At 63.8% G+C, this 21279-nt stretch carries 22 protein-coding genes; 12 read left to right on the top strand and 10 right to left on the bottom strand.

The genetic code is table 11. The features are described from left to right. Positions 1 to 7 precede the first annotated feature (7 nt). From ACHMW7_RS29020 to ACHMW7_RS28995, 6 genes are all read left to right on the top strand, one after another. Positions 8 to 223: a DUF6356 family protein gene (locus ACHMW7_RS29020; protein ID WP_395448789.1), complete on the top strand. Its 216-nt coding sequence runs from the start codon at positions 8 to 10 to the stop codon at positions 221 to 223. Between the two features lie 5 nt (positions 224 to 228). Beyond that, positions 229 to 1023, top strand: coding sequence for a class II glutamine amidotransferase (locus tag ACHMW7_RS29015; protein ID WP_395448788.1), 795 nt, complete (start codon positions 229 to 231; stop codon positions 1021 to 1023). Positions 1024 to 1108: 85 nt separating this feature from the next. Further along, positions 1109 to 1888, top strand: a complete 780-nt coding sequence (locus ACHMW7_RS29010) for a helix-turn-helix domain-containing protein (protein ID WP_395448787.1) — start codon at positions 1109 to 1111, stop codon at positions 1886 to 1888. 129 nt (positions 1889 to 2017) lie between these two features. Beyond that, entirely contained in the window at positions 2018 to 2413 is a 396-nt protein-coding gene (locus tag ACHMW7_RS29005; RefSeq protein WP_395448786.1) for a VOC family protein, read from the top strand. 55 nt (positions 2414 to 2468) lie between these two features. Further along, the gene (locus tag ACHMW7_RS29000) at positions 2469 to 2882 is read left to right on the top strand and encodes a VOC family protein (protein ID WP_395448785.1); all 414 of its coding nucleotides are present in this window, start codon (positions 2469 to 2471) and stop codon (positions 2880 to 2882) included. Continuing rightward, positions 2869 to 3228, top strand: a complete 360-nt coding sequence (locus tag ACHMW7_RS28995) for a DUF1801 domain-containing protein (RefSeq protein ID WP_395451475.1) — start codon at positions 2869 to 2871, stop codon at positions 3226 to 3228. The genes ACHMW7_RS29000 and ACHMW7_RS28995 overlap by 14 nt, the downstream gene beginning before the upstream one ends. Before the next feature lie 32 nt (positions 3229 to 3260). Here ACHMW7_RS28995 and ACHMW7_RS28990 read toward each other — a convergent pair whose 3' ends face one another. Continuing rightward, positions 3261 to 3650, bottom strand: a complete 390-nt coding sequence (locus ACHMW7_RS28990; protein WP_395448784.1) for an SRPBCC domain-containing protein — start codon at positions 3648 to 3650, stop codon at positions 3261 to 3263. Between the two features lie 238 nt (positions 3651 to 3888). Here ACHMW7_RS28990 and ACHMW7_RS28985 point away from each other — a divergent pair, with 238 nt between their 5' ends. From ACHMW7_RS28985 to phnN, 3 genes are all read left to right on the top strand, one after another. Next, the gene (locus ACHMW7_RS28985; RefSeq protein WP_395448783.1) at positions 3889 to 4995 is read left to right on the top strand and encodes a DNA alkylation repair protein; all 1107 of its coding nucleotides are present in this window, start codon (positions 3889 to 3891) and stop codon (positions 4993 to 4995) included. Between the two features lie 159 nt (positions 4996 to 5154). Next, positions 5155 to 6747, top strand: a complete 1593-nt coding sequence (locus ACHMW7_RS28980; RefSeq protein ID WP_067955329.1) for a peptide chain release factor 3 — start codon at positions 5155 to 5157, stop codon at positions 6745 to 6747. A 214-nt stretch (positions 6748 to 6961) separates the two neighbouring features. After that, positions 6962 to 7591: a phosphonate metabolism protein/1,5-bisphosphokinase (PRPP-forming) PhnN gene (gene phnN / locus ACHMW7_RS28975; protein ID WP_395448782.1), complete on the top strand. Its 630-nt coding sequence runs from the start codon at positions 6962 to 6964 to the stop codon at positions 7589 to 7591. A 12-nt stretch (positions 7592 to 7603) separates the two neighbouring features. Here phnN and ACHMW7_RS28970 read toward each other — a convergent pair whose 3' ends face one another. From ACHMW7_RS28970 to ACHMW7_RS28945, 6 genes are all read right to left on the bottom strand, one after another. Beyond that, entirely contained in the window at positions 7604 to 8728 is a 1125-nt protein-coding gene (locus tag ACHMW7_RS28970) for a DUF1513 domain-containing protein (RefSeq protein WP_395448781.1), read from the bottom strand. 36 nt (positions 8729 to 8764) lie between these two features. Beyond that, a complete protein-coding gene (locus ACHMW7_RS28965; protein ID WP_395448780.1) occupies positions 8765 to 9844 on the bottom strand; it encodes an imelysin family protein in 1080 nt (359 codons plus the stop codon). After that, complete coding sequence (locus ACHMW7_RS28960) at positions 9844 to 11457, bottom strand: di-heme oxidoredictase family protein (protein WP_395448779.1); 1614 nt, start codon at positions 11455 to 11457, stop codon at positions 9844 to 9846. Before ACHMW7_RS28960 ends, ACHMW7_RS28965 begins: the two co-directional genes overlap by 1 nt. 11 nt (positions 11458 to 11468) lie before the next feature. Then, the gene (gene bfr / locus ACHMW7_RS28955; RefSeq protein WP_184770239.1) at positions 11469 to 11954 is read right to left on the bottom strand and encodes a bacterioferritin; all 486 of its coding nucleotides are present in this window, start codon (positions 11952 to 11954) and stop codon (positions 11469 to 11471) included. Beyond that, complete coding sequence (locus ACHMW7_RS28950; RefSeq protein ID WP_109575738.1) at positions 11920 to 12231, bottom strand: (2Fe-2S)-binding protein; 312 nt, start codon at positions 12229 to 12231, stop codon at positions 11920 to 11922. Before ACHMW7_RS28950 ends, bfr begins: the two co-directional genes overlap by 35 nt. A gap of 78 nt (positions 12232 to 12309) precedes the next feature. Next, positions 12310 to 13614, bottom strand: coding sequence for an imelysin family protein (locus ACHMW7_RS28945; protein ID WP_395448778.1), 1305 nt, complete (start codon positions 13612 to 13614; stop codon positions 12310 to 12312). Positions 13615 to 14222: 608 nt separating this feature from the next. On the opposite strand from ACHMW7_RS28945, the gene ACHMW7_RS28940 reads away from it, so the two are divergent. Continuing rightward, entirely contained in the window at positions 14223 to 15455 is a 1233-nt protein-coding gene (locus ACHMW7_RS28940; RefSeq protein WP_395448777.1) for an NAD(P)/FAD-dependent oxidoreductase, read from the top strand. Positions 15456 to 15681: 226 nt separating this feature from the next. Here ACHMW7_RS28940 and ACHMW7_RS28935 read toward each other — a convergent pair whose 3' ends face one another. After that, positions 15682 to 16959 carry a 4-aminobutyrate--2-oxoglutarate transaminase gene (locus tag ACHMW7_RS28935; protein ID WP_395448776.1) on the bottom strand — a complete coding sequence of 426 codons (1278 nt, stop codon included), beginning with the start codon at positions 16957 to 16959 and terminating at the stop codon, positions 15682 to 15684. A gap of 187 nt (positions 16960 to 17146) precedes the next feature. Between ACHMW7_RS28935 and ACHMW7_RS28930 the strand changes: the two genes are divergently transcribed. Both ACHMW7_RS28930 and ACHMW7_RS28925 read left to right on the top strand, forming a co-directional pair. Then, positions 17147 to 17521: a YciI family protein gene (locus ACHMW7_RS28930; protein ID WP_395448775.1), complete on the top strand. Its 375-nt coding sequence runs from the start codon at positions 17147 to 17149 to the stop codon at positions 17519 to 17521. Then, a complete protein-coding gene (locus tag ACHMW7_RS28925) occupies positions 17518 to 18804 on the top strand; it encodes an RNA polymerase sigma factor (RefSeq protein ID WP_395448774.1) in 1287 nt (428 codons plus the stop codon). The genes ACHMW7_RS28930 and ACHMW7_RS28925 overlap by 4 nt, the downstream gene beginning before the upstream one ends. A 129-nt stretch (positions 18805 to 18933) precedes the next feature. On the opposite strand, the gene ACHMW7_RS28920 is transcribed toward ACHMW7_RS28925, so the two are convergent. Continuing rightward, positions 18934 to 19806: a DUF2189 domain-containing protein gene (locus tag ACHMW7_RS28920; protein WP_395451474.1), complete on the bottom strand. Its 873-nt coding sequence runs from the start codon at positions 19804 to 19806 to the stop codon at positions 18934 to 18936. Between the two features lie 219 nt (positions 19807 to 20025). After that, positions 20026 to 21270: a Gfo/Idh/MocA family protein gene (locus ACHMW7_RS28915; protein ID WP_395448773.1), complete on the bottom strand. Its 1245-nt coding sequence runs from the start codon at positions 21268 to 21270 to the stop codon at positions 20026 to 20028. Between the last annotated feature and the right edge of the window lie 9 nt (positions 21271 to 21279).

The following is a 21279-nucleotide window of genomic DNA, read 5'->3' as shown; positions in this document are numbered from 1 at the left end:
GGTTTCGATGTCCGCACGTATCGCAAGACTGTTCACCGCTCACCCCGATGCGGTCGACGAGACCTATTTCGAGCACATGCGTTTTGCCGGCTGGTTCGCCGGCCAGCTGTTTCTCGCCGCAGGCGCAGCACTCATTCACGCTTTGTTACCCTTCCTGTTTGAATCTACAGCAAGCGCGATCATCCGCCGGCTCTACGAGCGGACGCACAATCGGGGACACTGAAGCGCATGTGCCGGTGGGCAGCCTATATCGGTGAAGAGGTCTTCCTCGAAGACATCGTGACAGCGCCCTGCCATTCGCTGATCACCCAGAGCCACTGCGCCCAGGAAGCCAAGTCGCCGACGAATGGTGACGGTTTCGGTCTCGCCTGGTATGGCGAGCGGCCCGAGCCCGGCCTCTATCGCGACATCCTGCCGGCCTGGTCGGACCCCGATCTCAAGAGCCTGTGCCGGCAGATCAAATCAGGCCTGTTTCTCGCCCATGTCAGGGCATCGACCGGTGGCGCCACCAGCCGCGCCAACTGCCACCCGTTCGTTTCGGGTCGCTGGAGCTTCATGCATAACGGCCAGATCTCGGGCTTTGAAAAGATTCGCCGGCGGCTCGAAGCCAGCATCAATGACGACCTTTACGAGCAGCGCCAGGGCACCACGGATTCCGAGCTGTTTTTCCTGCTGATGCTGGAGGAAGGGCTCGACGCCGACCCGCAAGGTGCCGTCGCGCGCGCCACCAGCCGTGTCGTCGAGGCAGCACGGAGTGCTGGCGTCGACCCGCAGCTGAAGCTGACAGCTGCCTTCAGCGACGGCCGGAACCTGTTTGCGGTGCGTTATGCCACCGACGCACATGCGCCGACGCTCTACACCCGCGACGGCGAAACGGGGCGTTGCATCGTCTCCGAGCCCTTCGACCGCGAGGGCCAGAGCTGGCAGGCGGTGCCGCCATCGAGCTTTGTCACCATGACGCGCGATGACATGACGGTCCGCCCGTTCCAGCCGTCATTGGCCCAACTGGCACTGGCCGGCTGAAGTCTGCTATCTGCTGGAGACAGTTTGGCCGAGTTGAACCGGCAATCACCATGTTTCGCGCAAACGGATCGAGCTGGTTCGAGAAATGACCTTGTCGGCTCGTTACTCCGAATTGGGCCTGGCCGCCGACCTAAGTGACGAGGTCGAGGCCGTGTGGACGTCGGTCAGCGATCGCGCCGGAAGCTACCGTGTCTTGCCGGACGGTCGTTGCGATATCATCGTCAGGTTCGATGCCGGACAAAATCCGATCACCGACGCGACTGTCGTCGTCACCGGCCCGGTGACGCGCTTCTACGACGTTGCCATCCAACCCGGCATGGGCTTTGTCGGCATTCGCCTTCGACCGGGCTGTTTCGAGAGGGTGCTCGGATTTGAACCGACGGATCTGGCGAATGCCAATTTGATCGGCCCCGACGCTGTTTCGGCATGTCCCGAGCTTGAAGCGCTCAGCGCGCCGGCGCGCGACGAAACGGAACTCGTCACGCGGCTGACGGCCTTCGTTCGTCAGCGCGCCGCCGCTAGCCGTTTCAGGCCGGCGCCTTTGGGACGCAGCGTGATCAGCGCCTTTCACGCTTCCGGCGGACGCCTGCGCGTCAGTGAGGTGGCGGAGATGCACGACATTTCCGAGCGGACCGTGCAGCGCCTTGTGGTCAAGGCCACGGGGCTTACGCCAAAGGCCTTTGCGGCTGTTCTCCAGTTCCACCGCGCCTTGCGGCTGCTGCGGGATCACCGTCTGGGCCCGGCAGCCGCAGCGCTTGAGGCGGGCTTTTCGGATCAGGCCCATATGAGCCGCGTCATCAGGCGCATGGGCGGCTTCTCGCCGGCGCGTCTTCCCGATGTCACCCTCGTCAGCTTGCACGACTGATGTCCGATTTGTTCAAGATCGAATCGGAACGAGGCGCGATGATCCACCCATGAGCCGGATGGGCTTCCCTGCTTGCGCGCCGGATTTGGCGCGCAGCCGCCTGCCTGGTCCCTTGCCTGGAGATCTTCGATGACAGTGCGCCTTGGCTATACGATCCTGTATGTTGCCGATGTCGAGGCGACCGTGTCTTTTTACGAAGCCGCATTCGGCCTGCGACGCAAATTCATCCATGAGAGCAATCTCTATGCCGAAATGGACACCGGCCCGACGACGCTGTCCTTTGCCGGCGAAGCGATGGCGGAGATGAACGGGCTGGCCATTCGCGCCAACCGCAAGGGCGACCTGGCGGCGGGCTTCGAACTCGCTTTGGTCTTTCCCGACCCTCACGATGCCTATCGCAAGGCGGTTGCCGCAGGCGCCAGCCCGGTGAAGCCGCCGGAGAACAAGCCTTGGGGGCAGATCGTCGGCTATGTCCGCGATCTCAACGGTTGCCTCGTCGAGATTGCCTCGGCGATGCCGGACTGACGCTCATCTGGCAAGTTTGAAACCATCAGCCTCACGTTGCACAGCGAGCTCATAGATGCGCCCGACAACTGCCTCTCCCTGCATCACAACGAAACTGGTCGCTGAGACACGCGACTTCTACGTCAGATACTTCGGCGCGCGACCGACGTTCGACTGTGGCTGGTTTGTCAGCCTTGAGTTTGAGACAGGGCTTTCGCTGCAGTTCATGGAGCCGCAGGGTGAGCAGCCTTTGTGCAATACCGCAGGGCTGACCTACAATTTCTGCGTCGACGATGTCGATGACGACTATCGGTCGATGACGGCGGCCGGGCTGGTGCCTGTCATGCCGATCGAGGATCATCCGTGGGGTGACCGTGGCTTCGCGATCCAGGACCTCAACGGCATCACGCTCTACATCTATTCCAACAGGGAGCCATCTGCCGAGTTCAGGCAGTTCTACGCACCACGAGTTGGCCATGACCACCGGTAATCGCGTTCAAGCGTTCCTCAACGAGATGCGCGATCATCGTGCGGACCACTTCGCGATCGTGTCGCGGGTACGCGAGATCGTGCTGCAGGCCGGTCCGGCCATCTCCGAGGAGATCAAATACGGCGGTATCCTGTTTTCGACGCGGGCGCCGTTTTGCGGCATCTTCTCCTATGCCGGTCACGTCACGCTGGAGTTTAGCGCAGGTGCAGCTTTACCGGATCGGCACGGCATGCTTTTGGGACAAGGCAAGCTGCGCCGCCACATCAAGCTCTTTTCGGTTTCGGACATCCAGAGCCGGCATGTGGCTGCGTATGTCGAGCTGGCGCGCCAGGCCGCGCACGCCTGAGAGGTGCGGCGCTGGCCGCTCAGCTGCCACACTCAGTGATGCGTCAGCGCGCGGTTCATCGGCTCCCAGTACATTTTCTGCCAGCCCTCATCGAGCGTCGCATGCGCCGAGCGGGGGTAGCCGGCCTGATCGAAGGTCAGCCGCGTGCCGGTGCCGTCGGCCTGCAACTCGAAGCGCACGATCGAATAGGTGCCCTCGGGCCAGGCACGCGCACGCCATGCCTGGACGATGCGGCGGTTGGGCACCAGCTCGACATTGCGGGCTTCGATGTCGCCGCCGAACATCGACACCTCACCGCCTTCATGCGTCGAAATATGGGCCGCGCGCCCGCCCGTCATCGCCTGGAAACGAGCGGAATCGAGCAGCAACTCGTAGATGTTTTTGGGCGAACCCTTGATGTGCACTTCCTGGTGGATGGTCATGGCGACTTCCTGGAATGGCGCGACATGTCGCGCGCTTCGGCAATATTTTCCGCCTGTCCGGGCCGGTCGTCAACGGCAGCGCACTGCCCTGCAAATGCCGCAGCCGGCAATCTCCTGACAGCCCCTTGGCAGGAGAGAGGTTGTAGATTCGAGCATCGCTTCGTATCTGCGCAGCAAGCCCGGCATCCGGATGGATGCACAAGGGCCGGCGCGGGGGCGCCATGCAGGACGAAAATCGATGACGGAAGACCAGACGCTAGCCGCCCCGGCACTCAAGGAAATTTTCGATCGCGACCGCCTTCGCCACATCGCGACTGAGACAGCAGCCATTTCGCCTGTTTTCGACGGCGAGCGTTTCATGACCCTGGCGACCGCCAATCTCGACGATCTCGGCATCATGCAGCGCCTGCGTCAAACGGCGACCAGCCTGCACGGCGCCCTGCCTGAGAGCTTCGAGCACGCTGTCGGGGTGCTGCACGAACTGGCGCCGCGCATCCAGCATGGTTTCGCTGCGATCGTCCTGTCGGAATTTGTCGCGCTCTACGGCAAGAGCCACTTCGATCTGTCGATGCAGGCGCTGAGCTATTTCACCCGCTTCGGCTCGGCCGAGTTTGCCATCCGTCATTTCCTGGCCAAGGACTTCGACAGGACGCTTCAGGTGATGCGGGGCTGGGCGCTCGACGACAACGAACATGTGCGAAGGCTCGCCAGCGAGGGTTCGCGCCCGCGGCTGCCGTGGTCGTTTCAGCTCAAGCAACTGATCAAGGATCCGTCGCCGACGGCACCGATCCTCGAGGCGCTGCGCAGCGACCCCAGCCTTTATGTGCGCAAGTCGGTGGCCAACCACCTCAACGACATTTCCAAGGATCATCCCGACCGGGTGATCGACCGCGTCTCGGCGTGGGACATGGACGACAGGAACACCGCCTGGATCGTCAAGCATGCGCTGCGCACGATGATCAAGAAGGGCGATCCGCGCGCTCTGGGCGCGATAGGCACGACGGGCAAGCCGATGGTGCGTGTCGAGATCTTCGCGGTCCAGCCGGCGGCGATCCTGCTCGGCGGCCGCATCACGCTCAAGGCCAACATCGCCTCGACCGCCGGGACGGCCCAGCAGCTGGTGGTCGATTATGCCGTGCACTACGTCAAGAAGAGCGGCGGCAGCTCGAAGAAGGTGTTCAAGCTCAAGCAAATCAACCTCGCGCCGGGCGGCCAGAAGGAACTTTCGATCAGCCAGGCGGTGCGCGACTTCACCACGCGCAAGCACTATCCCGGCCATCACCTGATCGAACTGATCGTCAATGGCGAGACGGTTGCCGAAGGCGGGTTCGAGCTGAAGGGGTGATCTGCGCCAATTCCTCGACAGCCGCCGGTCCCGCTGCTAGAAGCCCGCGCAAGGAATAGTGGCGGACGGCCCGTATCCTGCCGGTTGCGGTGATCCGCGGCGGCTTGGCTTTCGGGCCGGGAAACTGGCTGTCTCCCGACTGCACAATAGGAATCCCCGATGGCTGAAGACATCGAAAAGGCGGTGGCGCGCCGCCGCACCTTCGCGATCATCGCGCACCCTGACGCCGGCAAGACGACGCTGACCGAAAAGCTGCTGTTGTTCGGCGGCGCGATCCAGCTCGCCGGCGAGGTCAAGGCCAAGAAGGACAAGATCCAGACCCGCTCGGACTGGATGAAGATCGAGCGCGAGCGCGGCATCTCGGTCGTTACCTCGGTCATGACCTTCGAATATGGCGACAACGTCTTCAACCTGCTTGATACGCCCGGCCACGAGGACTTCGCCGACGACACCTATCGCACGCTGTCGGCGGTCGACTCGGCCGTCATGGTCATCGACGCCGCCAAAGGTATCGAGCCGCGCACGCTGAAGCTGTTCGAGGTCTGCCGCCTGCGCGACATTCCGATCATCACTTTCGTCAACAAGATGGACCGCGAGGCACGCAACACCTTCGAGATCCTTGACGAGATCGAAGAGAAGCTGGCGCTCGACACCGCGCCGATCACCTGGCCGATCGGCCAGGGCAAGACGTTCTCCGGCACCTACCATCTCGCCCAGAACGCAGTGCGCCGCGGCGATGCCGAGGCTGAGCGCACGCCGGTGCATGGTCCCGATTCCAACCGCGCCGCCGGCCTTTTGCCGGACAATGAGCGTCCGGCCTTCATCGAGGAACTGGAACTTGCCCGCGAGGCCTGTCGGCCGTTCGACCTGCAGGCTTTCCGCGAAGGCCATCTGACGCCGGTCTATTTCGGCTCGGCACTGCGCAATTTCGGTGTCCGCGACCTGATCGAGGCACTTGGCGACTTTGGCCCGGCACCACGCGCCCAGGAGGCCGACACGCGCAAGGTCGAGGCGACGGAAGAGAAGATGACCTCCTTCGTCTTCAAGATCCAGGCCAACATGGACCCCAACCACCGCGACCGCATCGCCTTCGTCCGCGTCTGCTCAGGCGAGCTCAAGCGCGGCATGAAGGCCAAGCTGGTCCGCACCGGCAAGCAGATGAGCCTGTCGGCGCCGCAGTTCTTCTTCGCGCGTTCGCGCATCACCGCCGACGAAGCCTATGCCGGCGACGTCGTCGGCATCCCCAACCACGGCACGTTGCGCATCGGCGACACGCTGACCGAGGGCGAGGACATCCTGTTCCGTGGCGTGCCCAATTTCGCGCCTGAGATCCTGCGCCGCGTCCGCCTCGGCGACGCGATGAAGGCCAAGAAGCTCAAGGAAGCGCTGCACCAGATGGCCGAAGAAGGCGTGGTCCAGCTGTTCCAGCCCGAGGACGGCTCGCCGGCCATCGTCGGCGTCGTCGGTGCGCTGCAGATCGACGTGCTCAAGGAGCGCCTGTCGGTCGAATACACGCTGCCGGTCGATTTCGAGATGGCGCGTTTTTCGGTCTGCCGCTGGATCGACGCCGACGACAAGGCCGACCTGCACCGCTTCATCGAAAGCCATCGCGGCGACATCGCCCGCGACCTCGACAATGACCCGGTCTTCCTCGCCCAGCACGAGTTCTCGCTCAACTACGAGGCCGAGCGCTGGAAGATGATCCGCTTTGCCGCGATCAAGGACTATCAGGTCCGCGACAAGGTCGCCTGATCCCGAATGGCGGAGCCCAATTGCCGCTCCGCCATTTCCGTTTCGTCATTCCGTCATGCAAATCGCCTAATGGCATCGCAGTGCCGCCGCCCGCCCGTGGTCCAAGCCATGGTGCGTGACAGGCCGGCACTGGAGATGTTCAATGCGCCGAGCCACCAGACAAGGGGCCGGCGCTGCCAGGGCGGGGGCTCTGGCCCGGAGGAAATGACGTCGCATGATGGTTTCAGCTTTGATCGAGCGTGAATTGACCCGGGTAGGCTCGCCCGTCCGCAACGGCGTGTTTGTCGCCGTCGTCGGCCCCAGTGGTGCTGGCAAGGACACGCTGATTGCCTATGTCCGCGAGCGCCTGACCGACGAGGATCACGTCGAATTCGCCCGCCGCGTCATCACGCGTACCAGCGACGGCGCCACCGAAGACCACGACACGCTGGCCGACGCGGCCTTCATCGAAGCCGAAGCATCGGGCGCCTTTGCGCTGTCTTGGGAAGCACACGGCCTGCGCTACGGCATCCCGTCGTCGGTTGATGATGCGATTTCGGTCGGCCACGTTGTTGTGGCCAATACTTCGCGTGGGGTCATCCCGGCGCTGCGCCAGCGCTACGCCAATGTCGCGGTGGTCGAAATTTCCGCATCGCCTGAAATCCTGGCCGGACGGCTTGCCGCGCGCGGCCGTGAATCTCGCGGCGAAGTGCTGGCGCGGCTGGCGCGTACCGCGCCGCACGATCTCAGCGGTCCGGGCTACGTCGCCATCGACAACAGCGGTTCGGCTGAAATCGCCGGCGAGCGTTTCCTTGCCGTGTTGCGCAAGGCGGTCGCCTTCTCTGATGTGTCGGGGCTTATCTAGGTAAGTAATAGCTTACGTATTGTGCAGGTCGATGCGCAGCATGTGATTGTCCCAGACATGCTCGGGATCGTCGGTCTGCTTGCCGTCGGGCTCGACGATGAGGCCGGCACCCGTGGTTGCCAGGAAGCCGTCATGGTCGGGCGCCAGGCCGCAGACCTCGACCAGGTCGTTCCTGGCGACGACCTTGCCGGTCTTGGCTTCGATCATCGCCCAGGCGTTGCCTTGCGGCGATGACACCGCGACAAGGCCGGCGTCGCGGTTGGCGGCGACCGAGCCGATGTAGTTGCGGAAGCCGCCGAGAATGTCTTCCGGCATCTCCAGCATGGCGAGCTCCTCACCGCGCGCGGCGCGGCCGACAAGCAGCGGCCTTTCCGTCGCCGGTCCCTCGTGCTGGCAGCCGAACCAGACCGTTCCCTGGGAGTCGATGTCCATGTGCCGGATCGACAACTGGTGAAGCTTTTCGGGCAGTTCGTGCTTTTCGAGCAGATCGCCTGAAATGCGGTCGACGAGCACGAAGGACGGCTTCATCGTCGGAATGTTGAGCTTGGCGCGGCCGAAATCCGGATGGGTCTCGATGCCGCCATTGCAGATGGCGAGCGTGCTTCCGTCGCCGAGCAGGATCAGCTCGTGCGGGCCAACGCCATGGGTAGGGAATTCGCTGAGGCGGCGGAAGCCGTCACGGGCATCGTAGACGCCGACCATGCCGGCGGCGTTGTCGAAGTCGTTCTCGGTCACATAGAGCAGGGCGCCGTCGGGCGAGAACACGCCGTGGCCGTAATAATGGCGGCCAGCGATGCTCGGAATGGTCAGCGGCGCGTCCTTGCCGGTGTGATCGAAGACCAGCATGAAGGTGCCGGGCTGGCGCGCGAAGACCACCGACTTGCGCGAGATCGGATCAAAGGTGACGTCATGGCCGCGCTCCGGCAGCGTCACGCTGTGCAGGATCTTGCCGGCTTCCGACAGGATGGCCACGCCATATTCGCCCGAGCGTGCCTGGTAAGCCGTGGCGAACATGGCGTCGCTGTCGAGCGCGAGCGCGCGTTTGACCGGGGTCAGCGACAACAGGAAGGTCGCTCCGGCCGCCTTGAGGAAATCGCGGCGGTCGAACAGCGGCGTGCGCTTCCCGGAATTGAGCATGGTCGTCTCCTTCGCCGGCTTGCCTTGGCCGGGTGCTCAGTCGCCGTCGAGCGACGAGAAGCCGGCGGTCAGGCCGAGCGCACCCGACAGCCTGGTGCCGAACTGTTCCGACAGGCTCGACGTGACCAGCGCGAAATAGCCGAGCTTTTCGCGTTTGGCGGCATCGGCAAGCGCCGCATCGATCGGCCCGGTGACAGCGGCCGCTGCTGCCTGCGCATTGGTGAACTCGAAGCCGATCGATTCCGCCACCCAGCGCTCGTCGGCCGGTACCATTTCGCCGAATTTCGAAGCCGCGAAAAGCGCCTCCATGCCTGATATGTTGCCGGCAAGCGAGGCGCCGGTGCCTTGCGAGCGCCAATAGAGCGCCTGCTTGGGCTTGTCGGACGCGGCATCCTTGCCGAAGAAGCCGTTGACGCGCACGTCGCGCACCAGTTCCAGCCCGTTGACATAGACTTCGAGCAATTCGGTCAGCGCTTCGTTGTCGTTGCGGTAGAGCGGATTGGCTGCACCGGGGTTCTTCCATTGGCTGGCAAAGCCCCTGTCGTCGCGCCAGGCGGCGTCAACGTCGGAGGCGATAGCGCTGATGTTGCCCGCTATTGCCTTGCCATAGGCGCAGCGATAGGCGGCCGATGTGCCGGCGAGCTCGTCGGCGCCGGTGCCGTACAGCACGAATTCCAGCGCGCCGAGACCTTGCATGGCAACGCTTTTCTGGCCCAGCGTGGCGGCGTCGGTGGCGGTGGCATCCTGGTCGGCGAGAGCGGCCTGCACCTGCTTCAGCCCGGTTCCCTTGCGATCGGGCCAGAACAGCAGGCGCTCGAGCCGGTTCTGCTCGGTAACAGGGCCAAAGCGGATGATCTCGACTTCCGACCAGCTGGCGGTGGTCCTGGCGAATGCCGCGCGTGCTGTCGCGAGGTTGTCGCCCGACGGGGTCGCACATAGCGTAACCATCGACTTACTGAGATCGGCTGTCGTTTCCACCAGCCGGCCATAGGCCGGGCGGATGAAGCCGTCGATGGCATCAGTGATGACCTTGCTGGACGCCTCGCTGGCATAGGCGGCGGTCGAAGGCAGGAACAGGCAGAAGGCGAGGGCAGCCGCCAGAGAACGTCCAGCCATCAGAGCGACTCCAGGAATTTGATCAGGGCATCGCGGTCTTGTGCCGGCAGCGCGGCGAAGCGGTCCCGCGCCGCCTGGCCTTCGCCGCCATGCCACAGGATCGCCTCGGCCAGGTTGCGGGCGCGGCCGTCATGCAGGAAGAAGGTATGGCCGTTGACAGTCTTGGTCAGGCCGATGCCCCATAGCGGTGGCGTGCGCCATTCGTTGCCGGTGGCGTCGCCGACCTGCTGGCCGTCGCCGAGCTCGTCGCCCATGTCGTGCAGCAGGAAATCGGAATAGGGCCAGATCAGCTGGAATTTCTGTGCCTTGTTCGGCGCATCGCGGCGGGTGACGAATTTCGGCGTGTGGCAGGAGGCGCAGCCGGCCTCATAGAACATCTGCTTGCCGCGCAGCACTTCCGTGTCGTCGATGTCACGCCGCGCCGGCACCGCAAGGTTCTGCGAATAGAACGTCACCAGATCCATGATCGGATCGGGCGCCTCGGTGGTTCCGAGCCGCTCCTGCACGCCATTGGGCATGGCGCGGCATGCGGTCTGTGCCTCGGTGCAATCGCCCCAGTGTTTGGCTACATCAGGTGTCGAGATACCGATGTCGCCGGCAAAGGCATCGGCCGACTGCTGGCGGATCGACGGTGCCGACGCCTTCCAGCCGAAGCGGCCCAGCGTCAGTTCGCCTGATTTGTGATCGCGCACGATCGAGGGCTTGCCGGAGATGCCGTCGCCGTTCTTGTCGTCGGGGTCGGCATTGGCGAGGATGTCGGCGGGATGGATCTGCTCGACAAGTCCGAGGCCGATCATCGGCGGCGTGACGCGTGGCGACAGCGTTGTCTTGGAATCCATCGGACCATAGCCGAGATCGGTCACGGAATAGATCGGCCAGCGCAGCGCCGTCTTGGTGTCGCCGGAAAGCTGGACCGGAAACTGCTGGTAGGAAATGACCATCCGGCCTTCGCCCTTGAGGCCGGGTACGGCGAGGTCCTGGAATTGGCCGCCATAGACCGGATCGGGGAAGTTCAGCACCTTGCGGTCGGCGATCGCGGCCTTTTCTTCCGATGTCTCAGCCGTGCGGGCTAGCCTGAGGAACATCGAGGTCGCGTCAGTGCCGCCTTCCGGCGGATGGCCGCGCCCGTCCTTGAGGTGGCAGCTCTGGCAGGCACGTGCGTTGAACAGCGGCCCCAGTCCGTCGGACGCCTGGGTCGATGACGGCGACGACACCCACAGCTTGCGGAACATGCCGTTGCCGAGCTTGAAGGTGCCTTCTTCCTCGAAGGTGATGTTGGCGGAGGATTGCGAGAACGCATCCTGGTTGACGCGTTTTTCCGAGGTTCCGGCGCCGCCCTGCATGCGCTCGAACGGCTCGGGTTTGCTGAAATCGGTGGTCGGCCGGACGATTTTTTCGACGCGCGCCTTGTCCTTGGGGATCAGGTCGGTGCGTTCGGTGGCGAGGCCAGCAGGAACCGCCTCGCCCGAAATCGCCACGTTCGTTGGCAAAGCCAGGATCAGATTTGCCAGCAGCAGTGCGCGAAGCGCGTTCGCGCTTCGCTGTCCTTGCATGGGGCTGTTGGGAAATTTGCCGGTAATCGCGCGGCGCGTGGTCAGAAAATTGCGCCGCATTCCGGCATGTCCTATTCGGCCTTGTCAGCTGTCTCGGCGTTGAGCTGGCCGTACTTCTCTTCGCCAATCTCGGCGAGCAACTGCAGCTGTGTCTCAAGGAAGTCGATGTGACCTTCCTCGTCGGCAAGCAGTTCCTCGAAGAGCTTCATCGATACGTAGTCGCCATGCTGGGAGCAGATGTCCCGGGATTTCTTGTAGGAGGTGCGGGCGTCATATTCGCCGGCAAGATCGCTCTCGAGCACTTCCTTGACGTTCTGGCCGATGCGCAGTGGCGACACCGACTGCAGATTGGGGTGGCCTTCGAGGAAAATGATGCGCGCCACAAGTTTGTCGGCGTGGTGCATCTCCTCGATCGATTCCGCACGCTCCTTCTTGGCGAGCTTGCCGTAGCCCCAATCCTCAAGCAGGCGGAAGTGCACCCAGTACTGGTTGACTGCGCCGAGTTCGAGGAACAGCGCTTCGTTAAGCCGCTCGATGACCTGTTTTTCGCCCTTCATTGGCCTTGCTCCCAAATTGAACGCGCAACTCCCTGACGCGGTCCAGGTGTGAAACGATATCCATCTCGCCCGATTCAGAACGAGCGTGATAGGCTTCGGTGACCCGAATTATCGTTTCGACCACATTTGGAAAGCAGCCGCAACAACGTCCTCGTTTTTGCAGCGTATGATAGACCTTCGCGGGCACGATCAGTGTCCACGGGTCCCGGTCCAAAAGTTCGACGATTGTGTCTTCGATCTCCTTTTGGGTGATGAGATTGCAATGGCAGATGAGCATGGTTTCGAATGACCGTGGCTGACGGCGCGCTCCCTTTGGCGCGCCGCTTGGCTAGAGAAATTTAGGCGTTGTGGCCCCTCACTGGAAGACCTTGTCTGGCGAATCCAGGCTGTCCGAACCCTCGAAGGCGATGGCGTCGAGCTTGAGTACGCCAACGGCGCGCTCGATCGACTTGGTCTGGTCGACCAGTGCGTCGATGGCCGCCTGCACCGTGGCGTTGCCTTCGGCATTGCCTTCGCCGATCTGCTGGTCATAGGCCTCGCCGCCAACTGCGCGCGCCTGGATCGCTTCCATCTTGGTGACGGTGGTGTCCAGCTTGCCCGAAAGCTCGGTGTCGAGGGCCGCGTCCGCTTCCTTGACCATATCGGAGACCGACGGGCCATCGACGGTCGAGCCGTCGATGCGCTTGTAGCTGCCGTGATAGGCGTTGCGGATGCCGACGGCGTCATAGAGGTGCGAGATGTGGGTGTTGTCGGAGAAGCAGTCATGCTCCTCTTCCGGATCGTGCAGCAAGAGGCCGAGCTTCATGCGCTCGCCGGCCAGTTCGCCGTATGACAGCGAGCCCATGCCGGTCAGGATGGTGGCGATGCCGGCCTTGGCGTCGCCGTCGAGCAGCGCCTTGCGGGCCGCACCGTCGGCCTTCCAGTTGCCGACCATTTCTTCGAGATCGGCGACCAGCAGGTCGGAGGCCGCATTGAGATACTGGCCGCGACGGTCGCAATTGCCGCCGGTGCAGTTGGCGGTGTCGTAGTCGGTGAAAGGACGGTTGCCGGCGCCGGGACCGGTGCCGTTGAGGTCCTGGCCCCAGAGCAGGAATTCAATGGCGTGGTAGCCGCTGGCCACGTTGGCTTCGATGTCGCCTGCTTCCTGCAGCGTGCCGGAGAGGAACTCGGGCGTGATCTTCGAGGCGTCGACCTTCTGGCCATTGATCTCGATCGACGGATTGGCGATCACATTGGCTGTGTAGAGCTTGTTCTCGTCGGATTCGGTGCCGTAGCTCTTGTCGACATAGTCGATCAGGCCTTCGTCGAGCGGCCAGGCGTTCACACGGCCCTCCCAATCATCGACGATTGCGTTGCCGAAACGGTAGACTTCGGTCTGCTGGTAGGGGATGCGGGCCGCCTTCCAGGCTTCGCGTGCGGCCTTCAGCGTCTCTTCCGACGGCTTGGCGATCAGCGCTTCGATGGCGGTGTCGAGCGCCTTGGCCGTGGTCAGCGAGTCTTCGTACTTGGCAAGCGCGATGTCGGAATAGGTGGTGAGAACCGCCTTGCTGTCTGGCGCGGCCTTCGCCGGCAGCACGAAGATCGCGGCGGTCAGCGCCGTCGTCGCGGCGATGGCGGCGAGCCTGCCGTAATGACGGTTGCGCGAGATGGATGCAGGCATGGTCTCTCCTCAGTGAACCAGTTGGCGCTGGCAAGCGCCGAAAGATCGTGTGCCGTCAGCACTTTGCTGCGTCGGCGGTATGGACTCGAATGAAAGCTCAGGGGTCATCCCGCTTCGGACATGCGCGTGGTTCGAGGCCCGATTTGGGCGCAGCTCGACCATGCTGCAAACACCCGCACCATGGCGCGGTTCGACGAAGGCAGGCACCCGAATAGCTCCAATCGAAAGGGTTAAAGGCCCAGACATCAAAGACAGGCGCTGTAAAGCACGGCTTCATAAAAGCGGAGTGGCTTCAAAAGTCAACGCCATTTCAGCCAAAAGCCAAGCGGGATCAATAGTTTAGAATTATTCTAAACTGGTTTTGTCCAGTTTGTGCTATATGCGAAACTGCCAAGCCGTTGATTTGTCGAGATAGCCACTGGACCTCGTGACGTGCCTGTTCACGTCTCCTGCGACAACGCGTAGCGGCACGCCTCGGTCCGGCAATTGCGCGCCTGCGTGCTTGACAGGCCGGTAGCGGGCTGTCACCCAAAAACCTGCCCTTGGCCCCTTGTGGCCGAGCGGGCCAGCGGCCATTTCCCCGGTTGATCCCCAACAGCGAGGCGGGCATGAAGAACGGTGTCGTTATTGTCGGTTCAGGCCATGCCGGGGTCCAGGCGGCTGCCAGCCTGCGCGAAGAGGGTTATGACGGTCCGGTTCTGCTGGTCGGCGACGAGACGGAACTGCCCTATCACAAGCCGCCGCTGTCCAAGACCTTCATCAAGGATGCCGCGGCCCAGCCGCAGCCCCTGCGCGGCGAAGCCTTCTACACCGGCCACACCATCGAATTGCGCCCCGGAACGCCGGTCGAGCGCGTCGATGCCGCTGCGCGCCGGCTCGAACTCGCCGGCGGCGGCCGCTTGGCTTACGACCACCTGATCCTCGCCACCGGCTCACGTCCGCGCGTCCTGCCGCTTGCGGGTGCCGATCTTGCCGGCGTGCTGTCGCTGCGCTCGGTGGCCGATGCCCGGCTGATCCGCGACCAAAGTGCTGCCTGCGAGGAGGTCGTCGTCATCGGTGGCGGCTTTATCGGCCTGGAAATCGCAGCCACGCTCGCCGCCGGCGGCCGCAAGGTCACGGTGATCGAGGCGCTCGATCGCCTGCTTGGCCGCGCCGTTGCCCCGCTGATTGCCGAGCATGTGCGCAAGCGTCTGCAGGCTGCGGGCATTCGCATCCTGCTCAAGACCACCATCGAACGCATCGAGGGCGAGGGTGGCCACGTTTCAGGCGTGCTGACCTCTTCGGGCGAACAGCTGCCGGCGAAGATGGTGATCACAGGCATCGGCGTCGTGCCCAATGTCGAGCTCGCCGAGACGGCCGGCCTGGCGATCGCCAACGGCATCCGTGTCGACCAGGCGATGCGCAGTTCGGTTCCTGACATCCTCGCCATCGGCGACAACGCAAGCTACCGCCACTGGCAGACCGGCGGCGATGTGCGGCTCGAATCGGTGCAGAACGCCACCGACCAGGCCAAGCTCGCCGCGCGCACCATCGTCGGCCACCCCAGTGACTACGCAGCCGTACCGTGGTTCTGGTCCGACATTGGCGACATGAAGCTGCAAATGGTCGGTCTGACTGCAGGCAGCGACCGCCAGATCCTGTCGGGCGAGCCGGCCGAGAACCGCTTTTCCGTGTTTCACTTCGCCGGCGACCGCCTGACCGCCATCGAATCCGTCAACCGCCCGGCCGACCACATGCTCGGCCGCAAGATGCTCGGCCTCGGCTTCTCGCCGACGCCGGAGCAGGTTGCAGGCGGCACGGACGCGCTGAAGGCGGCGCTGGCCGCGCTGCCGGCGGGGTAGTTGCTTCGCGCGTTTGCGCCGCCCCTCATCCGCCTGCCGGCGCCTTCTCCCCGTAATGACGGGGAGCAGGACGAAGCTTCTCCGCCTGCGCCATGCTGCGTTTAGTTGCCAAAGATAAGGCCGCCGCCGTTTCCGAAAAAAGCTGGCCGCAACGTTGACGCCCCCCCTCCCCGTTCTCCACGGGGAGGGGGTGAGGGGCGGCGTTAACCTACGGGAGAGGGCAGTGTCAGGCCGTCCGGCTTTCCCGGATCGAGGCCTCGAGGATGTCGAGCGCCTCGGTCATCACCTCGTCCTGAATGGTGATCGGCGCCAGGAAGCGGATGACGTTGCCGTGGACGCCGCAGGTCAGCAGGATCAAGCCCTTTTCCAGTGCCTTGAGCCGGACCGCATTGGCGAACTCCGCCGAGGGCGTCCTGGTCTTTACGTCGTTGAACTCGACCGCGTTCATGAAGCCGGGGCCGCGAATGTCCACGATCTCGGGCACGTCGTCGCGCAAGGATTCCAGCCGCTGCTTGAGACGGGCGCCGAGTTGGTTGGCGCGGTCGCATAGCTTCTCGTCTGCGATGACGTCGAGCACGGCGTGTGCCGCGGCGACGCCGATCGGGCTGCCGCCATAGGTGCCGCCGAGGCCACCGGGATTGGGCGCGTCCATCAGCTCGGCCCGGCCGGTGACGGCGGCGAGCGGGAAGCCGCCGGCGAGGCTCTTGGCCATGGTCATCAAATCGGGTGCGACGTCGTGATGGTCCATGGCGAACATCTTGCCAGTGCGGGCGAAACCCGTCTGCACCTCGTCGGCGATCAAAAGCATGCCGTGCTGGTCGCAGATCTTGCGCAGCGCCGTCATGAAGTCGCGCGGCACCTCGTAGAAGCCGCCTTCGCCCTGCACGGGCTCGATGATGATGGCGGCGACGCGCGCCGGGTCGACGTCGGCCTTGAACAGCCGATCGAGGGCGGCCAGCGCGTCGACCGTCGTTACGCCATGCAGCGGCACGGGGAAGGGCGCGTGGAACACGTCGCCCGGCATGGCGCCGAAGCCCGCTTTGTAGGGCTGCACCTTGCCGGTCAGCGCCATGCCCATGAAGGTGCGGCCATGGAAGCCGCCGGCAAAGGCGATCACCGCCTGGCGGCCGGTGGCGTTGCGGGCGATCTTGATGGCGTTTTCGACGGCTTCCGCGCCGGTGGTGACGAAGATGGTGCGTTTGTCGCCCTTCATCGGGGCGATCGCGTTCAGCCTTTCGCCGAGCCTGACATAGCTCTCATAAGGCACGACCTGGTGGCAGGTGTGGGTGAAGCGGTCGAGCTGCGTCTTGACCGCTTCGATGACACGCGGGTGGCGGTGGCCGGTGTTGACCACGGCGATGCCGGACGAGAAGTCGATGTAGCGGCGGCCTTCGACGTCCCAGATTTCCGAGTTTTCGGCACGGTCGGCATAGACCTGCGTCGTCATGCCGACGCCGCGGGCGATGGTCTGCATCTTGCGCTGTGAGATTTCGGCGTTTTTCATCGGTGGTCCTCCAACCTCGCGGGCACCTTGCGGGCGCCAAACCGGCGCCATATCTGCACCTCTCCTGGTTTTTCACAAGCCGTCACGATGGCCGAAGGCATTGGTCCTCGCGAACGGCAAAAAAATTGCTGATGCTCTGTCGGAATTGCGCATACTCGCGCGTCCTAGTCATGAAGGAACTGAAAAGATGCTCTACGCCATCCTTTGCTACAACAACGAAGACGTCGTCTGCGCCTGGTCCAAGGAGCAGGACGACGAGGTGATGGCGCGCCTTCAGGTCGTCACCGGCAAGCTGCGCGATCAGGGCCGGCTTGGCCCGGTTGCACGGCTGATGCCAACGACGGCGGCCACCACCTTGCGCAAGGCCAAGGATGAGCCGCTGGTCATCGACGGTCCATTCGCTGAAACCAAGGAACAGTTCCTTGGCTTCTACGTGGTCGAATGCGAGACGCTCGACGATGCCGTCGATGTTGCCAGGGACCTGGCAGATGCCAATCCCGGCGGCGGATCTTACGAGTTGCGCCCGATCGGCGCATTTTTCCCCGGAAAAGAGGCAGCATGACCGACCCGGCCTGGATCAACACGGCACTTTCTTCTGCCCGGCCGCAGGCCGTGGCAGCCCTGCTGCGTTACTTCCGCAATCTCGACACCGCGGAAGAAGCGTTCCAGGAGGCCTGCCTGCGTGCGTTGCGCAGCTGGCCGGAGAAGGGGCCGCCGCGTGATCCTGCCGCCTGGCTGATCTTCGTCGGCCGCAATTCCGGCATCGATGCCGCCCGCCGCCAGAGCAAGCAGGCGCCACTGCCGCCGGAAGAGCTGGTGTCCGATCTCGAGGACGCTGAAGCCAACATCGCCGAGCGGCTCGACGGCCAGCACTACCGCGACGATATCTTGCGCCTGCTGTTCATCTGCTGCCATCCCGATCTGCCGGCGACGCAGCAGGTGGCGCTGGCCTTGCGCATCGTCTCGGGCCTGTCGGTCAAGCAGATTGCTCGCGCCTTCCTTGTCGGCGAAAGCGCCATGGAACAGCGCATCACCCGCGCCAAGGCGCGCATCGCCAATGCCGATGTGCCGTTCGAGGCGCCCGGTCCGGTCGAGCGCTCCGAACGCGTCGCGGCCGTGCTGGCCATGGTCTATCTCGTCTTCAATGAAGGCTATTCGGCCGGCGCCACTGAAATTGCCAATCGTGCGCCGCTGTGCGAAGAGGCGATCAGGCTGGCGCGGCTGCTGCTGCGCCTGTTCCAGACCGAGCCCGAAGTGATGGGCCTGACAGCCCTGCTGCTGCTCCAGCACGCCCGCGCTGCTGCCCGTTTCAATGCCGAGGGCGAGCTGGTGCTGATGGACGATCAGGATCGCACGCTGTGGAACAAGGGACTGATCGACGAGGGCCTGGCGCTGATCGACAAGGCGATGCGCCACCGCCGCTCGGGGCCGTACCAGATCCAGGCGGCGATCGCGGCACTTCATGCCCGCGCCGCCCGTCCCGAGGACACCGACTGGGCCGAGATCGACCTGCTCTATTCGGTGCTGGAATCGATGACGCCGTCACCTGTCGTCACGCTCAACCGCGCGGTTGCCTTCGCCAAGCTGCGCGGTCCCGAGGCGGCGCTCAAGCTTATCGAGCCGCTGGCGCCGAAGCTGTCGGGCTATTTCCACTTCTTCGGCGTCAAGGGCGGCCTGCTGATGCAGCTTGGCCGTACCGACGAGGCGCGTGAAGCCTTCGACCGGGCGATCGCGTTGGCCAATACCGCCGCCGAAGCGGCCCATATCCGCATGCATCTCGACCGGCTTTCCACGCCCCCACCGGTATCGGTGAAGGCGAACGCCCCAAGCCGTCAACTGCAGTAGCCGCGCGGAAAGGTCGAAGTTGGCCACGCGGCGATGTCGGTGCCGTGAGCCGCGACTTCGACCGATCATGGCAGGCCGCCTTCTCCCCGATTGCGGGTAGAAAGTTTACATCAGATTTGGCTACGTCGACTATCCGCGAAGCCAATAGGGGAAGTGTTCATCCTGCCCTTTGTCGGGAGCAGGTGGCAGAGGCGTCTTCTTGTCGGACGGGACTTCCACGACCTTGCGATAGAGGTGCCACGTCGCGTGGCCGAGCACCGGGATGACGATGGCGAGGCCCGCCAGGAACGGCAAAGAACCGATCAGCAGCGCGACCGCGACGATCAGGCCCCACAGCAGCATCGGCACCGGATTGCTCCGCACCGCCCGCACCGAAGTCTCGATCGCTGCATAGGCACCGACATCGCAGTCGAGCAGCAGCGGAAAGGCGACGACAGTGGTGCAGAGCACCACAAGGGCGAACACGAACCCGATCAGATTACCCAGGATAGCCAGCGTCCAGCCGCGCTGGGTGGTGAAGAGATCGCCGAAGAAAGCTGCCATCGACTGTGGCGCGCCCGCTCCGTAAAGCCAAGTGTAGAGGCCCTGCGCGACCAGCAGCCATGCGACGAAAAGCACGAGCAGCATGATGCCGATGGCCACCATTGCAGGAATGGCCGGCGAATGCCTGACATCGAAGGCATGCCTCCAGGAGGTGTCGAGGTTTTGCTCGCGCCTTCGGCTGATCTCGTAGAGGCCGATTCCGAAGAAGGGGCCGAGCAAGGCAAAGCCCGACATCAGCGGGAAAATGAGCTGCAGGGCGTTGCCGCCTGATGTCCATGTGATCAGGAACACCCCGACGATCGGGTAGATCAAGCACAGGAAAACGTAATGCGAAGGCTTGTCCCAAAAGTCGTCGAAGCCACGTCGTAGCGCGTCAAACACATCCGCGACCGTTATCCGGCGGATGGCGGGATGCTCGACCGTATTGGTGGCGCCTGCGTACACATGGAAACTTGCCATGACCACTCCTCCGTTAGGGTGGGTCGCGGCTCGCGCTTGGCATGAGTGGCCACGCCAAACCGCGACCTTCACCATGCCAAATCATAACGTGTTTCGAGTGATTTGACGACCCTGCCGAACGCGTCTCGGGGGCTCAGGGAAGGTCACCGAAATGAGTGACCTTGCCTGTCGCCGGCGGACCGGAACGGCGCTCCATGATCAGGCCGCCGGCTGGTCCGGTCAGGCGCCCGTGCGGGCGACCACCGGGACATAGTTTTCGAGCTCCGGCGCGGGGAAGCTGACCGAACCGGCGATCTCAGCCGAGCGGTAGAGCCCCATCAGGATCTCGACCACTGCGAGCCCGTCATGGAAGGTTTCCATCGGCGTCTCGCCCTTGCGGAAGCACTCGACCATGTGGCGGTTCTCGTCGGTATAGCCATAGACGCCGGCCTCGTCCTCGAGCACCGGCATCAGGCCCTGTTCGGCGTTCTGCTTTTCGACCAGATCCTCGCCTTCCTCGCCCTTGACCTCGCGCGACATGAAGATCTTGAGCCCGGTGTTGAGCGAGTTGAACTCCATCGCATATTCGGGCCCGAGCAGTTCGAGCTGGATGCGCAGGCCAGCCCCGACATAGGCCCAGGAGGTCGTCGCCTCGATCACCAGCTCGTTGCCGTCTTCGTCCTCGAGAAGAATGGTGCCGCGGGCGAAATCCTCCGACGGGCGGTTGCGGTAGTCGACCTCATTGCCAAAGCGCTTGCGGAGCTGGTCGGCATAGTTGGGCCGCGTCCATTTGAGATTGGCGACGGTGCCGCTGACCTGCTTGATTGTCAGCGATTTGCGCGCCGCACCCGGCTTGGTCAGCAGATGGCGGGCGACCTCGACGCTGTGGCACATCATGTCGGACAAAACGCCGCCGCCCTGCTTGTCGCCCTGCCAGAACCAGGGCTCGTGCGGACCGGAATGCTCTTCCGCGGCGCGCGCCAGATAGGGCCGGCCAGTGGCCGAGGCGGCGCGGCGCCAGATGATGTCCTTGCCGCGGATAACAGGCGTGCAGAACACCTGGTTTTCGAGATAGCCGTGGTTGAGGCCGGCGTCTTCGGCTAGGCGCAGCATCTCGCGCGCTTCGGCGATGGTGCGGGCCAGCGGCTTTTCGCAGGCGACCGCAAACACCTTGCTGCGCCCGGCCTTCACCTCGGCATGCAGCGTGCGCATCACGTCGAGGCGGGTGTAGTTGGGCGACAGGATCCAGATCGCGTCGACATTGTCGGCATTGACCAGCGATTCCAGGCTGTCGTGGCTGGTGCAGTCGCCGAGGCCGAGCTCAGCGACGCGGTTGGCGAAGCGGGCACGGTTCTCGGCCTTGCGGCTGAACACGCCAGTCACGTCGACATTGCGCACGCCGAGCATGCCCTTGAGGTGGAATTCCGCGATGAAGCCGCTTCCGACGAAGCCGACGCGCAGCCGCTGTTTGGGCAATCCGGTCATGGTAGGTTC

The sequence above is a fragment of the Aminobacter sp. UC22_36 genome (assembly GCF_044056035.1).
Lineage (GTDB): Bacteria > Pseudomonadota > Alphaproteobacteria > Rhizobiales > Rhizobiaceae > Aminobacter.
This window is presented reverse-complemented; position numbering and strand designations above follow the sequence as displayed.

Excerpts from the sequence above, each read along its gene's own strand:
- ACHMW7_RS29020 (WP_395448789.1), top strand. The coding sequence starts at position 8 with ATGTCCGCACGTATCGCAAGACTGTTCACCGCTCACCCCGATGCGGTC.
- ACHMW7_RS29015 (WP_395448788.1), top strand. The coding sequence starts at position 229 with ATGTGCCGGTGGGCAGCCTATATCGGTGAAGAGGTCTTCCTCGAAGAC.
- ACHMW7_RS29010 (WP_395448787.1), top strand. The coding sequence starts at position 1,109 with ATGACCTTGTCGGCTCGTTACTCCGAATTGGGCCTGGCCGCCGACCTA.
- ACHMW7_RS29005 (WP_395448786.1), top strand. The coding sequence starts at position 2,018 with ATGACAGTGCGCCTTGGCTATACGATCCTGTATGTTGCCGATGTCGAG.
- ACHMW7_RS29000 (WP_395448785.1), top strand. The coding sequence starts at position 2,469 with ATGCGCCCGACAACTGCCTCTCCCTGCATCACAACGAAACTGGTCGCT.
- ACHMW7_RS28995 (WP_395451475.1), top strand. The coding sequence starts at position 2,869 with ATGACCACCGGTAATCGCGTTCAAGCGTTCCTCAACGAGATGCGCGAT.
- ACHMW7_RS28990 (WP_395448784.1), bottom strand. The coding sequence starts at position 3,650 with ATGACCATCCACCAGGAAGTGCACATCAAGGGTTCGCCCAAAAACATC.
- ACHMW7_RS28985 (WP_395448783.1), top strand. The coding sequence starts at position 3,889 with ATGACGGAAGACCAGACGCTAGCCGCCCCGGCACTCAAGGAAATTTTC.
- ACHMW7_RS28980 (WP_067955329.1), top strand. The coding sequence starts at position 5,155 with ATGGCTGAAGACATCGAAAAGGCGGTGGCGCGCCGCCGCACCTTCGCG.
- phnN (WP_395448782.1), top strand. The coding sequence starts at position 6,962 with ATGATGGTTTCAGCTTTGATCGAGCGTGAATTGACCCGGGTAGGCTCG.
- ACHMW7_RS28970 (WP_395448781.1), bottom strand. The coding sequence starts at position 8,728 with ATGCTCAATTCCGGGAAGCGCACGCCGCTGTTCGACCGCCGCGATTTC.
- ACHMW7_RS28965 (WP_395448780.1), bottom strand. The coding sequence starts at position 9,844 with ATGGCTGGACGTTCTCTGGCGGCTGCCCTCGCCTTCTGCCTGTTCCTG.
- ACHMW7_RS28960 (WP_395448779.1), bottom strand. The coding sequence starts at position 11,457 with ATGCGGCGCAATTTTCTGACCACGCGCCGCGCGATTACCGGCAAATTT.
- bfr (WP_184770239.1), bottom strand. The coding sequence starts at position 11,954 with ATGAAGGGCGAAAAACAGGTCATCGAGCGGCTTAACGAAGCGCTGTTC.
- ACHMW7_RS28950 (WP_109575738.1), bottom strand. The coding sequence starts at position 12,231 with ATGCTCATCTGCCATTGCAATCTCATCACCCAAAAGGAGATCGAAGAC.
- ACHMW7_RS28945 (WP_395448778.1), bottom strand. The coding sequence starts at position 13,614 with ATGCCTGCATCCATCTCGCGCAACCGTCATTACGGCAGGCTCGCCGCC.
- ACHMW7_RS28940 (WP_395448777.1), top strand. The coding sequence starts at position 14,223 with ATGAAGAACGGTGTCGTTATTGTCGGTTCAGGCCATGCCGGGGTCCAG.
- ACHMW7_RS28935 (WP_395448776.1), bottom strand. The coding sequence starts at position 16,959 with ATGAAAAACGCCGAAATCTCACAGCGCAAGATGCAGACCATCGCCCGC.
- ACHMW7_RS28930 (WP_395448775.1), top strand. The coding sequence starts at position 17,147 with ATGCTCTACGCCATCCTTTGCTACAACAACGAAGACGTCGTCTGCGCC.
- ACHMW7_RS28925 (WP_395448774.1), top strand. The coding sequence starts at position 17,518 with ATGACCGACCCGGCCTGGATCAACACGGCACTTTCTTCTGCCCGGCCG.
- ACHMW7_RS28920 (WP_395451474.1), bottom strand. The coding sequence starts at position 19,806 with ATGGCAAGTTTCCATGTGTACGCAGGCGCCACCAATACGGTCGAGCAT.
- ACHMW7_RS28915 (WP_395448773.1), bottom strand. The coding sequence starts at position 21,270 with ATGACCGGATTGCCCAAACAGCGGCTGCGCGTCGGCTTCGTCGGAAGC.